Source organism: Promicromonospora iranensis, from assembly GCF_028994775.1.
Classification (GTDB): domain Bacteria; phylum Actinomycetota; class Actinomycetes; order Actinomycetales; family Cellulomonadaceae; genus Promicromonospora; species Promicromonospora iranensis_A.
Genome location: NZ_JAJQMN010000019.1, coordinates 66,488 through 78,980, shown reverse-complemented (window position 1 = coordinate 78,980; position 12,493 = coordinate 66,488). Strand labels below are relative to the sequence as shown.

Sequence of the window (12,493 nt, the reverse complement as noted above, 5' to 3'; positions counted from 1 at the left end):
GGCCGGCGTGCCTGCCCCGCCGCCCACCAAGCCCGACGTGCGTTTCCACGGCACCACCGGTCGGCCGGAGACGCTGGAGAAGGCTGCGGGCGCCGTACAGGACGCACTCCACAAGGAGTGACGCGGTCAGGAGCGACAGGTAACCGGGGGAGCGGCTGTCCGACGGCGAAGGTTGTGGGACGGCCGCCCCCACCGGGGCTCCAAATGAGCACTGATCGGCCTGCCGTCCGAACGGAAGACGCATGGCCATGAGCCAGGTGGTCCGTGCCCTGGCGAGACAGACACGATGCCTCAGCGGTCGTCCAGTGTCGGAGGTCTAAGAGGAGGGTTACACATGGAGAGCAGCGCCAAGGCGGCGGGGCACGCGGTGCACCAGCAGCTGATCGTTCTTCCGCTCGGGTTGTTCGCGACGGCGGTCGCCTTCGACGTGGTCGGCATGGTGACTCACGACGAGAGGCTGGCGTTCGCGTCGTACCTCATGATCGTCGTGGCGGTCGTGACCGGCCTGGTCGCGTCGGTCTTCGGCCTGATCGACTATCTCGCGATACCGATCGGCACCCGTGCCAAGCGCGTCGCGGTCCTGCACGGCGCCGGCAATGTCGTCATGCTGGTCCTGTTCATGGGCAGCGCGTTTCTTCGCGCCGGGAGCCACGACAACGTGCCCGGCACCCCGGCCTTCCTGCTTGCGCTGGTCGCTCTGGTCATCGCGGCGGGCACCGGGTGGCTGGGCGGGGAGCTGGTCGGGCGGCTTGGCGTCGGTGTCGACGACGACGCCGATCTGGACGCCCCGGCACGCCTCACGACCCGGATCTCGATACCACGGGGACCGCGATGAGAGCGACCGCTCGCCCTGGTCGGAGTCGGCACGGGCTCGCGCTCCGCGCGGTGAGATCGTCACCACGGACCCACCACGAGTGGATCCGGTCCAGAGCGGACCGGGAGCTCTGGGCGCCACCCGGACATCTGGGAGGTCCGGTGTGACCAGGAGGCTTCGGTGCCGGCATGACGACCGTGACAGCTGGGGGCCGGCGCGCTACCGGAGGTGGATCAAGTGGTAGTCCACGACGCACTGTCGTTCATCGCGGCCGGCGATCCGGCCGGCCTGCTCCCGGCGCGCCAGCAGATGGCGTTCACGCTGGGGTGGCACATCATCCTGGCGTCGTTCGGTGTGGCCTTTCCGGCGATGATTCTCGTGGCCCACTGGCGAGGCCTGATGCGTAACGACGCAACCGCGCTCGTCCTCGCCCAGCGGTGGGCCAAGGTCTCTGCCGTCCTGTTCGCGATCGGTGCGGTGTCGGGCACGGTCCTGAGCTTCGAGATGGGGTTGCTGTGGCCGGGGCTGATGGGGACCTTCGGCGACGTGCTCGGCCTGCCGTTCGCCCTGGAGGGGCTGTCGTTCTTCGTCGAGGCGATCTTCCTGGGCATCTACCTCTACGGATGGGGTCGCATGCCGCCGCGCCGCCACCTGCTCATGGTGGTGCCGATGGCGGTGGCCGGGGTGGTCGGCACGTTCTGCGTCATCTCCGTGAACGCGTGGATGAACACCCCGGCCGGCTTTCGTATCGTCGGCGGCGAGGTCACCGACGTCGACCCCTGGGCGGCGATGTTCAACCCCATCGCAGGGTGGCAGTTCGCCCACATGTGGCTCGCCGCCTACATGCTCGTCGGCTTCACCATCGCGGGCGTCTACGCCGTCGGCATGCTGCGCGGACGACGCGACGCGCACCATCGGCTGGGCTTCCTCATTCCCTTCAGCTTCGCCAGTGTGGCGGCGGTCATCCAGCCGGTCGTCGGGCACCTGCTCGGTGGTGGCCTCGGCGACCGGCAGCCCGCCAAGCTGGCCGCATTCGAGCTCGCCACGACCACGGAGAGCCCCTCTCCGCTGCGCATCGGCGGCGTGCTGGTCGACGGCGAGGTCCGCGGGGCCCTCGACATCCCTGTGCTGGGTTCGCTCATCGCGCAGAACTCCTTCACCGCACCGGTCCGGGGGCTGGACACGATCCCGCTGCGGGACCAGCCGCCGGTGAACATCACGCACTGGGCGTTCCAGACGATGATCGGGATCGGCACACTGCTGGCCCTCGCCGTCGTCGTCTACTGGGCACTTCGCTGGTGGCGCAGGCGCGACCTGCTCGAACACACGTGGTTCCTGAGGTTCTGCGCCGTGTCGGGGCCGCTGGCCGTCGTCGCCGTAGAGTCCGGCTGGATCGCCACCGAGGTGGGACGCCAGCCGTGGGTGGTCTACGGCATCATGCGCACCTCCGAGGCGGCGGGGGACTACCCGGGCCTGTGGTGGCTGCTGGCCACCACCGTGGTCGTCTACACCGGACTGACCGTCGGCGCCGTGTTCGTGCTGCGGTCGATGTCTCGCCGCTGGCGCCAGGGGCAACAGGACCTGCCCAGTCCGTACGGCCCAGGATCCAGGCTGCCCGGTGAGGGATCCGGGCGGGAGGCACAGTGACCGTCGAGCTCGCGGTAGCCATCGCCCTGTTCGTGGGCCTGGTCGCCTACGCGGTGTTCGGCGGAGCCGACTTCGGCTCCGGCTTCTACGACCTCACCGCGGGCGGCGCTGCCCGCGGTGCGCAGCTGCGCACGGAGATCGACCACAGTATCGGCCCGGTGTGGGAGGCCAACCACGTCTGGCTGATCTACGTGCTCGTCATGTGGTGGACGGGGTTCCCGACGGCGTTCGCCGCCGCGATGTCCACCCTGATCCTGCCGTTGTTGTCCGCGCTGCTCGGGATCGTGCTGCGCGGCGCCGGCTTCGCGTTCCGCAAGTATTCTCCGACGCTGTCGCAGGCCCGCGTCTACGGTGCTCTGTTCGCCGGCTCGTCGCTGATCGCACCGTTCTTTCTCGGCACCGCCGCCGGTGCGATCGCCTCGGGACGGGTGCCTGCCGACGGCCAGGGCGACCGCTGGTCGTCCTGGCTGAACCCGACCTCGCTCCTGGCCGGGATGATCACGGTCGCCTGCTGCGCGTTCCTGGCCGGCACGTTCCTCACGGCCGACGCGACGCGCGCCGGCCACGGACCGCTTGCCGCACAGCTGCGTCGCCGCACCCTCCTGGTCGGAGCGGTCACCGGTGTCCTGGTTCTCGGCTCGCTCGTCCCCATCACCCGGGACGCCCGCACGCTGGCCCAAGGCTTGACCGGGCGGGCGGCCCCCCTGATCATCACCTCGATCCTCGGCGGAATGGCGGCCCTCGTGCTGCTCCTGACACGGAGGCCCGCCGCCGCGCGGGTCAGCGCCGTCATCGCTGTCGCCTCAGTCGTCATCGGATGGGGCGCCGCCCAGTACCCCTGGATGCTCGTCGACGAGATCACCATTGCCGACGCGGCGGGTGCCCCCGCCACGCTGAGGGCCCTCCTGCTGGTCGCAGCGCTCGCCGGGGTGATCGTGATCCCACCCCTGGTGTACCTCTTTCGACTGACCCAGACCGAGCAGTGGACCCGGGACTAGCAGTGCGGGCCGAGCTCCCCGGCGCCCGCGCACATCGCCGGACACCGGTTCTCAGTCGGCGACGTAGCTGATCGTCTGGGCGGTGATCTGCCCGTCACTGACGACGAACGAGTCGACGCCGCGGAGCTCTACGCCGTCGGGCCCGGTTCCCGACCAGCGCAGCAGCCCATAGGCGTCGCCCACGACCAGGTCGTCGTACCGGTACTTGCCCTCGGGAAGGTAGGTCCGCAGCACACCCGCAAGAAGTCGCACCCCGTCATGGCCGCGGTGGATGCCCTCACCCCACGAGAGCAGCACCACCTCGTGCGCGTAGTTCCGGCGCAGGTCGCTCTCCAGATCGAGGGCGCGCCGGCATTCCAGATGGTCGTCCAGTACCTCGCGGGTCGAGCGCAATCTCGCCTCCTCACGTCCGCGGCTCAAACACGCACGTCGGCCGTTGCGCCGGGAAACCGTGCCTGGATGAGTGGTGCGGCGACGTGATGGTCAAGATCACGCCGCCGCACCACGACGCTAGGGCGGGTGCCGGTTACTCGCACCCAGAGCGCGGCTCAGGTTGCCCGCAGTCCGGGAGTCCGGGAGAGGAGGTGCCGGCGTTCCGACGGGGCCACAGCGCTGCATCCGCCCATGTACGCGCCCTGGATCACATGAAGGCGGTCGGCGGGAAGGGGCGCCCGATCGCTGCTCCCGGGAGCAGAGCCCGCTCGTACTCGGCGGTGCTCAGGGCGCCCGAGTCCAGGTCGTTGATGCGCCCGTCGCGCGACGGGTGGTAGTCGCCCGTCGAGAGCACCGTGCTTCCGTCGAGCGCGTCGACCGGGAGCGTGCCGTAGGCGGACAGTCGCGTATCGATGATAACGCTCGTTTGATATCGGGAGTTGCTATCCAGCGATATCGCACTTAGTGTTATCGCTGGTAACACTTCAACGGTGGGAGCAGCTGTGCCAACGACGAGACGTTCGACCCTGACCATGGCCGCCACGGCGTCCGTGGCTGCACTCCTGACAGCCGGGTGCGGCGGTGCACCGTCCGGTCCCGCCGACGACGCGCGCTCGCCGGGACCAACCGCCACAGCGAGGGCGTCGTCGGAACCCGGGGACCTGACCGAGCTCACGACCGGCCTCGAAGCACCGTGGGGACTGACGTTCCTGCCCGACGGCTCGGCCCTGGTCGCGGAACGGCTGTCGGCCCGGGTGCTGCGGGTCCCTGCCGAAGGCGGGCCGCCGGAGGAGGTCGGCGTGGTGCCCGGTGTGGAGACCAGCTCGGAGGGCGGCCTGCTCGGCCTGGTCGCCTCGCCGGAGTTCGCGACCGACCGCACGGTGTACGCGTACGCATCCGGCTCGCCCACCAACCGGGTGGTTGCCCTCGAGGTCGGCGAGGACTTCGGCTCGCTGGAGGTCGCCCGGGTGCTGCTCGACGGCATCGAGACAGCGGACCGCCACCACGGCGGACGCCTGCGGATCGGGCCCGACGGCCACCTGTGGATCGGCACCGGTGACGCGTTCCTTCCGGAGAACGCCGCGGACGACGGGTCGCTGAACGGCAAGATCCTGCGGATCGCGCTCGACGGCTCGATCCCGGACGACAACCCGTCCGGTACCGCCGTCTACTCGGCGGGCCACCGCAACGTCCAGGGCATCACCTTCGGTCCGGACGGGACGGTGTACGCCTCGGAGCTGGGGCACCGCACCTGGGACGAGGTCAACGTGCTACGCCCCGGCGCGGACTACGGCTGGCCGGAGACCGAGGGCGTCGCCGGGGACACCGGCGAGCCGCCGCTGTTCACCATCCACCCCGACGACGCCTCACCCTCCGGCATCGCCTACGCCGAGGGCTCCCTCTGGATGGGCGCCCTGGGTGGACAGCGCCTGTGGGAGCTGCCCGTCGACGGTACCGAGGCGACCGGCGACCCGATCGAGCACTACACCGGAGAGTACGGCCGCATCCGGACGGTCGAGGTCGCGCCGGACGGCGCGCTCTGGCTCGTCACCTCCAACACCGACGGGGCGACCTGGGGCGGGACCGAAGCCCGCCCGGGCGACGACCGGATCCTCCGGCTCGAGCTCGGCACCACCGAATGACCGGGCACCACCGAATGGTCAGCAACGTGAGCGGCACCCATCCCGGCACCACAACCCGGCACCACAACAAGGAGCACACCATGAGCACTGCCAGCACCACGTCCCGCGTCGCCGTAGTCACCGGCGGGTCGCGCGGCATCGGCCGCGCCATCACGCGCCGCCTGGCCGCCGACGGGTACGACGTCGCCGTCGTCTACACCTCCAACGAGTCCGAGGCCGCGACCACGGTCAAGGAGATCGAGGCTGCGGGCCGCACCGGCCTCGCATACAAGACGGACATCGCCGACGCGCCAGCGGTCGAGCGGGTCTTCGAGGCTGTCGAGGAACGGCTCGGCGGCGTCGACGCCGTGATCAACTCCGCCGGGATCATGCCGCTGGCCCCTGTGGCCGGGATCGACCTCGACGTCCTGGACCATGTGCTGCGCACCAACGTCCGCGGGGCGATCGTCGTCGCCCAGCAGGCCGCCCAGAAGGTGCGCGACGGCGGCGCGATCGTCCTGTTCTCGACCACGGTGACCCGCACGCGCCTGCCGACCTACGGCGCGTACGCGGCGACCAAGGGCGCGATCGAGGTGCTTGTCCCGATCCTGGCCAAGGAGCTCGCCGGCCGCGACATCACCGTCAACGCCGTCGCCCCCGGCCCCACCGCCACCGAGCTGTTCTTCGAGGGCAAGCCTCAAGAGCTCGTCGACCGCATCGCCGGTGCCAACCCCTTGGGCCGGCTCGGCACACCTGAGGACATCGCCGAGGTCGTTGCGACGCTGGCCGGACCCGCCCGCTGGATCAACGGGCAGACGGTCTTCGCCAACGGCGGCCTCGCGTGAGGTTCCGCCCCAGCAGCAATACCTTGCAACACAACCCGCACCAACCCGTTGATATGACGACCGTGGCCCGGCTCCGGTCCGGTCGGAACGGGAGAGCCCAGCCCGAACTCCTCGAGCTCAACGCGCTCCCTTGGCTCCTGCTCAGGAGAAGACGGCGAGGGCGCGGACGGTGAGGGAGCGAGCATCCCGGTCGACGACTCGCACCACCGCCAGGACGGTGACCTTCTGCATCTCGCGGATGCCGTTGTAGTCGATCTTGCTCCGGCCCCACGCGCCGAGCTGGATCGTCGTCGTCCAGGGCTGTGCCCCGGCGTCGTCCGTGCCCTGCGGGCCGACGGGGACCGACACCTCGACCGTGCATTCCTGGGACCTCTTGATACAGGTCTCCTTGTCGCAGGTCTCCGCCGGATGACTCTCGAACGCGCGGTGGATGTCGGCGCCGGCGGCGGTCAGCTTCACGAACTCGTTCGAGGATTCCCTCGAAGGCGGCGTGTACCAGCGCAGGTCGGTGTCGTCGTCCAGGTCGTGCAGAAGCCCTCTGTCCGACAAGGCCTCCCGAGCCTCCTGCAGCTGGTTGACCAGACTCAGTTTGAAGGCACTCTCGTACTCCTGCGACGTATCGAACGTCCGGCCGATCGCTGCCTCCGAACGGGCGACCCTGATGGTGGCGCCGGCCGTCGTGCCGGTCTGCCTTCCCGTCCTGACGACCTGCTGGATGTTCGCCCCGTAGAAGAGCTGGGCGTGCAGGTCGGCGACACGCCACGGGCAGAGGTAGTGGTAGGTGCCGAGCGGGCGTAGCGGCCGTGGTCCGGGCGCCGGCTCGGACTGGATCACCGCGCCGACGGCTCCCCCCAGTACGGCGACTGCGGCGGCGCCGAGCACGACGTCGCCGACACCGTCGGGCACGAAGTGGGCGGCAACGGCGCACGCGGCCGCGAGCGTGCCGCCGAGGTAAGCGCTCGTCGTGCTCAATGCGCGCCGCACGCGGCCGCCACCGGGCGTGCCACGATCGATGTCGTCACTGGTAGGCACGGATCTCCTTGAAAAGTCTCTGCAGGTCGGCAGGGTTTGTCGACCTGACGACCGACCCGCCGGACTCGAAGGCGAACGACTCCAGCTCGTGGACGGTGGTGCACTTGTCGTTGTCCACGCCCGCGCACTCGGCAGCATCCGCTACGAGGACCACATGCGTCGGCACGTCGAGCGCCGCGTAGTCCCTGTCATAGGTAGTGCGGAACGCGTCGTACCTGGTGCCGCCGTTCCAGTAACCGTCGGTGACGATGACTACTGACGTCTGCCGGCCCTCCACGACCTCGTCGTCCTCCAGCGTGTTGTACGCCGTGTCGAGGGCATCGTAGTAATGGGTGTCGCCGTCGCCGGCCCCGAGCGCCTGGACGTTCTCGTTGAGTCGATCGAGCTGGTCGTCCTCAGGGCTTTCGACGGTGATGTCAGCGATCTCGTCCACCGCGCTGTCGTACGTGAACACGGTGAGCTCCTCGCCCGTCCGGAACCGCATGAACTGCCCGCTGATGCTGGTGTCGGTTCCGGTCAGACCCCCGAAGGCCGTTTTGAGGCTCTCGAGCCGGGCGGGCGAGCTGCCCATCGACCCGGACACGTCGAGCAGGAAGACGGTACGTGCCTTGGGCGAGTAGTCGTCGAAGTAAGCGGTGAGGAGGCCTTCCAGGGTGGCGAGGGCGTCCGGCAGGAGCACCTTCTCGACGGTGGCTGCCGTCTCCAGCTCCTTCTCGAGCTCCGGCGCCCGATCGGCGTCCGTCGTGCCGGGGTGGCGCAGCGTCAGCGCGCTGAGCTCCTCCTGTATCTCGGTGCGCAGGAGGTACTCGGCGACGACGTCATAGGCCGCGGTCTTGTCCGGTTCGGCCGCAGGCCCCAGACCCGTGAGGGGGTAGGTCGCCTCGACGACACCCTCCTCGGGATAGATGATCGCGAGGTTCGCGCCGTTCCTGCGCAGCCCTAGCAACTCCGACTCATAGTTGAACAAGCCCCCGTAGACCCCGGCGTTGTCGACAAACTTGTCCGAGAGCCAGCCGGAGCTCGGCGCCTGGTCCGCACGGCCGCCGAAGAACTTCTTCATGGCTGCCGGGTCCGCGGACGCCGGGTCGCCGTCGGTCCCGAACGCGCTCGCCACGCCGACGAGGGTGGCGAGCCCGGAGTTCGACGCCGCCGGGTTGGTCATGAGGAAGGAGAGCGAAGCGGCGTCGTCGCTGTCGGCAGCGTCGGCGATCTCGGACCACGACACGGCATCGCCGTCGGACCAACCGAGTGCATCGGCGACCGACGCCTGGACACCGAGCACGACGGGGGAGCGCATGACCGGGTCCGACGACGTGATCCCGGCGTGGTCGTGGTCCGCGAGCGCGAGACGCAGGTAGTGGTCGGAGGCGAACCAGGCGGCGTCGAAGCGCGAACGGTCAGCCAGGATCTCGTCGGCCGCCTCGAGCGTGCCGACGAAGTCGGGCTCGAGTTTCACATCGGTGGCGGCGGTGAGCTCCTTCGCGAACTCGCTCGGGCCCTCGGCGCAGCCGAGATGGCCGTCCGGGTCGGGTGCCGGGGCTGCCTCGCCGTCCTCGCAGAGCAGCTCGTCGAGCTCCGACCCGGCGGCGAGAACGAGTGTTGTCGGGTCTGCGACTCGCGGAGGTTCCTGGGACTCCCGTACGAGGTACCAGATGGACGCAACGACGGCGACCGCGAGCAGGGCCGACACGAGCCAGGGCGAACGCTTCACGAGTCGCGAGATCCTCTGTTGTCGATGGTGCCGATGTGATGGGGTCCGGCCGATGCCGGTGCGCAGCACAATCCAGGACAACTTTGTCGTAGGCGCTGGTGACGGGTCCGAGAGGCGCGGCTCGGTCCGCATGAGTTCGGTAGCTGTTCACTACCGATTCATGTTGCGCCGAGAGTGTCGGTCCATGTGGCGCGACCAGGCGGAGGTGGCCCCGGACGGTACCGACGGCGTTCCCGGTCGAGGTCGTCGAAGTCGATGCGGCCCAGGGCGGCCGCTCCTGACGTCAAGTGCCGCAGCGCGTCATCGTGCCGGAGCCGGGTAGACCTGCGATGTCCATGAGACGCCTGCGGTAAGCAGAGCCCGCAGTGCTACGAGGACCAGGAGGACACCCGCCCCGGTCGTGAGGACCGCCAACACTTCGTCGGTCTCCCTCAAGCAGCGCATTCCGTGCAGACCAGCCGGCCGGCGTCCTCGTACGCCAGCTGGCTGCGGTGGTGCACGAGGAAGCAGGAGGAGCACGCGAACTCGTCCGGCAGGGGCGGCAGCACCCGTATGGTGAGCTCCTCGCCGGACAGGTCGGCGCCCGGCAGCTCGAAGTTCTCCAGCGCCTCGGTCTCGTCGGGATCCACCACGCCGGATGCCTCGTCGGCGCGGTGTGCTTTCAGCTCCTGGATCGACTCGTGCTCGACGTCCTCGTCCTCGGCTGTCTTGCGTGGGGCATCGTAGTCAGTTGCCATCAGGTGCTCTCCGCGTCGGCAGGTGATCGTCGGCAGGTGCTCTGCTTCGCTGCCGGGTCCGAGCATTCCCTGCGTGCGTCTCACTCGCACGACATGGGGCGCCGGCTTCGACCTCGAACCCACCGAGCAGAAGCTGCTCCGCCCGGAGGAGGTCCGGTCACGTCCGACCGCTGACGCCAGTTCTCGGGGTGCCACCCGCCTAGCGCGGTCAGGGATTCCAGTAGACGGTGCTGAAGGTGCGGTCGAAGCGACGGGCCTCCAGGTCCGCGCGCTGGATTCCCCACTGCACGTCCGCCCCTTCCCGATCACTGATGTCCGGGTTCCAGTGAGCCAGCAGAACCCAGTCCTCGACGGCGCCCGACACCGGCTCCTCACCGCCCCAGCGCCCGCGCTTCGCTTCGCGGGCTGCGCGGATGGCGAGGCGTTCCAGCGGGTCCGGGTCGGAGTCCTCCTGGTCCGCGTATCCGCCGACCTGTAGATGCCCGCTCCTGTCAGAGGTCTCGCACCATATGGTGACCAGCTCGTCGGCGTTCGGGAAACCGGGAAGTGAGTGGTAAGGCAGGTCCGGTTCGGTTCTGGCTCTCAGCTCGCCCAGCGGGTAGGCGTCGACGATCCGCTGGTAGTCGTCGTCGCCGGGGTAGCCGTTCCAGGTGTTCTTGTCGCGTTCCTCCACCGGTGTGCCGGCCGGGACGTAGATGGCCTGCCCACAGGTGCCGTCGCCGTCGGTCTCATCGAGTGACACGAAGAGCAGCAGGCGTCCGTCCGGTGGCAGAGGGAGGTCGGTCGCGTCGTTCGGCAGCGTGGCGAAGTCGACCGACGCGAGATACGGGTGCTCAGGGTCCGGGACCTCGGCAGGCAGCAGCAGCGGCCCGCCGAAGGCGCCCGCGACCGGCCCGTCGCCGCCGCCGGTGAGGACCACGCAGGGCCGGACGTGGCCGATCCACCGGTCAACTTCTTCTGCCGGCAGCGGGTCGATGTCTTCCCACGGGTACCCCTCTTCAACTGCCCGCGTACGAAAGGGAATCAGTTTTTCTCGGAGCTCGTCAGCCGTCACGCCGGTGAGCGTAGTGCCTGCCACCGACAAGCCCTGGCCACAGGGTGGGCGATCGGTTGCCCCGGGGATCAGAGCCTTGTAAGTAAGTGGCCGCTGGCACCGGTGCAGGACGTTTCATCGGATCGCGGGCTCCGCGGGGACGCGGCGTGCGTAGGCGCGGGCGGCGCGCACCCGGTTGCCGCAGCGGGTGGAGCACCAGTGGCGGCGGGCGTGGGTTCGCAGGAAGAACCGCCTGCACGACCTGGCGGTGCAGGCGGTCAGGGAGGTCGCCTCCGGGCTGGTGACCAGACCGACCGCGTCTGCCGCCAGGGCCGACATCGCGTACTCGACCACCTGGGTGACCGGATGGGCGGCCACCCGGACGAGTCCTTGATCCGGCTCCCAGCGCAGCACCTCGGTCGCGGGTGCCAGGCGGAGCGCCGTATTGACGCCTTCCAGCACTTCAGCCGGCGGCGCTTCGTCTGCGACGACCGAGCGGAACAGATCGCGGATCTGCCCCCGCAGACCGGTCAGGCGGGATGCGCAGTACTCCTGGAGCGGGGCGCCGGAGGGTGCGAGGTCGCGCTCGACCAGCCACGCGGTCGCCGTCTCGGGCGTCGCCAGCGCGTCCACCGTACCGCCGCCGGGGACCAGGATCACCGAGTTCACCAGGTCGAGCGCGGGGTGCTCGGCTGCGCCGGGCGCGGGTCGCGGCAGCTCGTGGTGAGGCGTCGAGGGGCTGGGCACGTTCTCATGCTACATCTTGCATTTTGCCGTGATTTGTCGAGTAGAGTCGTCACGGCAACGTGCCGGATTTTCCATGAGAGGGAGACAAGATGTCTGAGCAGCCGACGGCGTCCGAGCAGTTCCTCGCCCGTGTGATCAGTGGTCCCACCGTCCTGGTCGAGTACGGAGGGCTGCGCCTGCTGACCGATCCGACCTTCGACCCGGCGGGCACCTATCCCGGCGCGTCGCCCCTGGAACGCACCGTCGACTCGCCGGTCACCGCCGACGAGGTGGGCGCGGTGGACGCGGTCCTCCTGTCGCACGACGAGCACGCGGACAATCTCGACAGTGCGGGTCGGGCCTTCCTTTCCGGTGTCCCCGTCACGCTCACGACCGTCAGCGGGGCCGTACGACTCGGTGGAACCGCGCGAGGCCTGGCGCCCTGGGAGGCGATCGAGCTGCCACGTCCGGACGGGGGGACCGTTACCGTCACCGCCACGCGTGCCCAGCACGGACCGGACGGCTCGGAGCCGGTCGTCGGTGACGTGATCGGGTTCGTGCTCACCGGCGAGGGCCTCCCGGTCGTGTACATCAGCGGCGACAACGCCTCGCTCGACGTCGTCCGCGAGGTTGCCGAACGGTTCGACGTCGAGGAGGCCGTGCTGTTCGCCGGTGCGGTGCGGATGCCGGTGGTGCGGGACGAGCCCGACCTGCTGACCCTCGACGGTGAGCGCGCGGTGGAAGCGGCGCGCCTGCTCGACGCACGGCGGGTGCTCATCGCCCACGTCGACAGCTGGGCCCACTTCTCCGAGGATCTCCGGACCACCGTGGCAGCCTTCGACGAGGCAGGGCTGGGCGATCGGCTGGTGCGCCGCTGACCGCTGCCGCCGGGGCGC

The 12,493-nt window shown here is 69.6% G+C and carries 13 protein-coding genes; 6 read left to right on the top strand and 7 right to left on the bottom strand.

Going from position 1 to position 12,493, the window contains the following annotated elements; translation table 11 throughout:
• Nucleotides 1-334: 334 nt before the first annotated feature.
• The 3 genes from LUU90_RS24800 to LUU90_RS24790 all read left to right on the top strand — a co-directional run bounded on the left by LUU90_RS24800 (nucleotide 335) and on the right by LUU90_RS24790 (nucleotide 3,459).
• Complete coding sequence (locus LUU90_RS24800; RefSeq protein ID WP_275006836.1) at nucleotides 335-835, top strand: DUF2231 domain-containing protein; 501 nt, start codon at nucleotides 335-337, stop codon at nucleotides 833-835.
• A 216-nt stretch (nucleotides 836-1,051) separates the two neighbouring features.
• Complete coding sequence (locus LUU90_RS24795; RefSeq protein ID WP_275006834.1) at nucleotides 1,052-2,461, top strand: cytochrome ubiquinol oxidase subunit I; 1,410 nt, start codon at nucleotides 1,052-1,054, stop codon at nucleotides 2,459-2,461.
• Entirely contained in the window at nucleotides 2,458-3,459 is a 1,002-nt protein-coding gene (locus LUU90_RS24790) for a cytochrome d ubiquinol oxidase subunit II (RefSeq protein ID WP_275006832.1), read from the top strand. The genes LUU90_RS24795 and LUU90_RS24790 overlap by 4 nt, the downstream gene beginning before the upstream one ends.
• 51 nt (nucleotides 3,460-3,510) lie before the next feature.
• Here the strand turns inward: LUU90_RS24790 and LUU90_RS24785 are convergent, their stop codons facing one another.
• Nucleotides 3,511-3,852, bottom strand: a complete 342-nt coding sequence (locus LUU90_RS24785; protein WP_275006830.1) for a nuclear transport factor 2 family protein — start codon at nucleotides 3,850-3,852, stop codon at nucleotides 3,511-3,513.
• 247 nt (nucleotides 3,853-4,099) lie between these two features.
• The gene (locus LUU90_RS24780) at nucleotides 4,100-4,246 is read right to left on the bottom strand and encodes a hypothetical protein (protein WP_275006828.1); all 147 of its coding nucleotides are present in this window, start codon (nucleotides 4,244-4,246) and stop codon (nucleotides 4,100-4,102) included.
• Between the two features lie 148 nt (nucleotides 4,247-4,394).
• Between LUU90_RS24780 and LUU90_RS24775 the strand changes: the two genes are divergently transcribed.
• Both LUU90_RS24775 and LUU90_RS24770 read left to right on the top strand, forming a co-directional pair.
• Nucleotides 4,395-5,534: a PQQ-dependent sugar dehydrogenase gene (locus LUU90_RS24775; RefSeq protein ID WP_275006826.1), complete on the top strand. Its 1,140-nt coding sequence runs from the start codon at nucleotides 4,395-4,397 to the stop codon at nucleotides 5,532-5,534.
• A gap of 80 nt (nucleotides 5,535-5,614) precedes the next feature.
• Entirely contained in the window at nucleotides 5,615-6,358 is a 744-nt protein-coding gene (locus tag LUU90_RS24770; protein WP_275006824.1) for an SDR family oxidoreductase, read from the top strand.
• Nucleotides 6,359-6,499: 141 nt separating this feature from the next.
• Here LUU90_RS24770 and LUU90_RS24765 read toward each other — a convergent pair whose 3' ends face one another.
• The 5 genes from LUU90_RS24765 to LUU90_RS24745 all read right to left on the bottom strand — a co-directional run bounded on the left by LUU90_RS24765 (nucleotide 6,500) and on the right by LUU90_RS24745 (nucleotide 11,618).
• Entirely contained in the window at nucleotides 6,500-7,390 is an 891-nt protein-coding gene (locus LUU90_RS24765; protein WP_275006823.1) for a hypothetical protein, read from the bottom strand.
• A complete protein-coding gene (locus LUU90_RS24760) occupies nucleotides 7,377-9,101 on the bottom strand; it encodes a vWA domain-containing protein (protein ID WP_275006822.1) in 1,725 nt (574 codons plus the stop codon). Before LUU90_RS24760 ends, LUU90_RS24765 begins: the two co-directional genes overlap by 14 nt.
• Before the next feature lie 431 nt (nucleotides 9,102-9,532).
• Nucleotides 9,533-9,838 (bottom strand): DUF4193 domain-containing protein, encoded by a 306-nt coding sequence (locus LUU90_RS24755; RefSeq protein ID WP_275006820.1) that lies wholly within the window; start codon nucleotides 9,836-9,838, stop codon nucleotides 9,533-9,535.
• A 208-nt stretch (nucleotides 9,839-10,046) separates the two neighbouring features.
• Nucleotides 10,047-10,892: a DUF1963 domain-containing protein gene (locus LUU90_RS24750; RefSeq protein WP_275006818.1), complete on the bottom strand. Its 846-nt coding sequence runs from the start codon at nucleotides 10,890-10,892 to the stop codon at nucleotides 10,047-10,049.
• 114 nt (nucleotides 10,893-11,006) lie between these two features.
• Complete coding sequence (locus tag LUU90_RS24745; protein ID WP_275006816.1) at nucleotides 11,007-11,618, bottom strand: CGNR zinc finger domain-containing protein; 612 nt, start codon at nucleotides 11,616-11,618, stop codon at nucleotides 11,007-11,009.
• An 89-nt stretch (nucleotides 11,619-11,707) separates the two neighbouring features.
• Between LUU90_RS24745 and LUU90_RS24740 the strand changes: the two genes are divergently transcribed.
• Nucleotides 11,708-12,475, top strand: coding sequence for an MBL fold metallo-hydrolase (locus LUU90_RS24740; protein ID WP_275006815.1), 768 nt, complete (start codon nucleotides 11,708-11,710; stop codon nucleotides 12,473-12,475).
• Nucleotides 12,476-12,493: the final 18 nt, after the last annotated feature.

What these genes read in the sequence shown, in the direction of transcription:
- LUU90_RS24800 (WP_275006836.1), top strand. Translation starts at nt 335, where the DNA reads ATGGAGAGCAGCGCCAAGGCGGCGGGGCACGCGGTGCACCAGCAGCTG.
- LUU90_RS24770 (WP_275006824.1), top strand. Translation starts at nt 5,615, where the DNA reads ATGAGCACTGCCAGCACCACGTCCCGCGTCGCCGTAGTCACCGGCGGG.
- LUU90_RS24755 (WP_275006820.1), bottom strand. Translation starts at nt 9,838, where the DNA reads ATGGCAACTGACTACGATGCCCCACGCAAGACAGCCGAGGACGAGGAC.
- LUU90_RS24740 (WP_275006815.1), top strand. Translation starts at nt 11,708, where the DNA reads ATGTCTGAGCAGCCGACGGCGTCCGAGCAGTTCCTCGCCCGTGTGATC.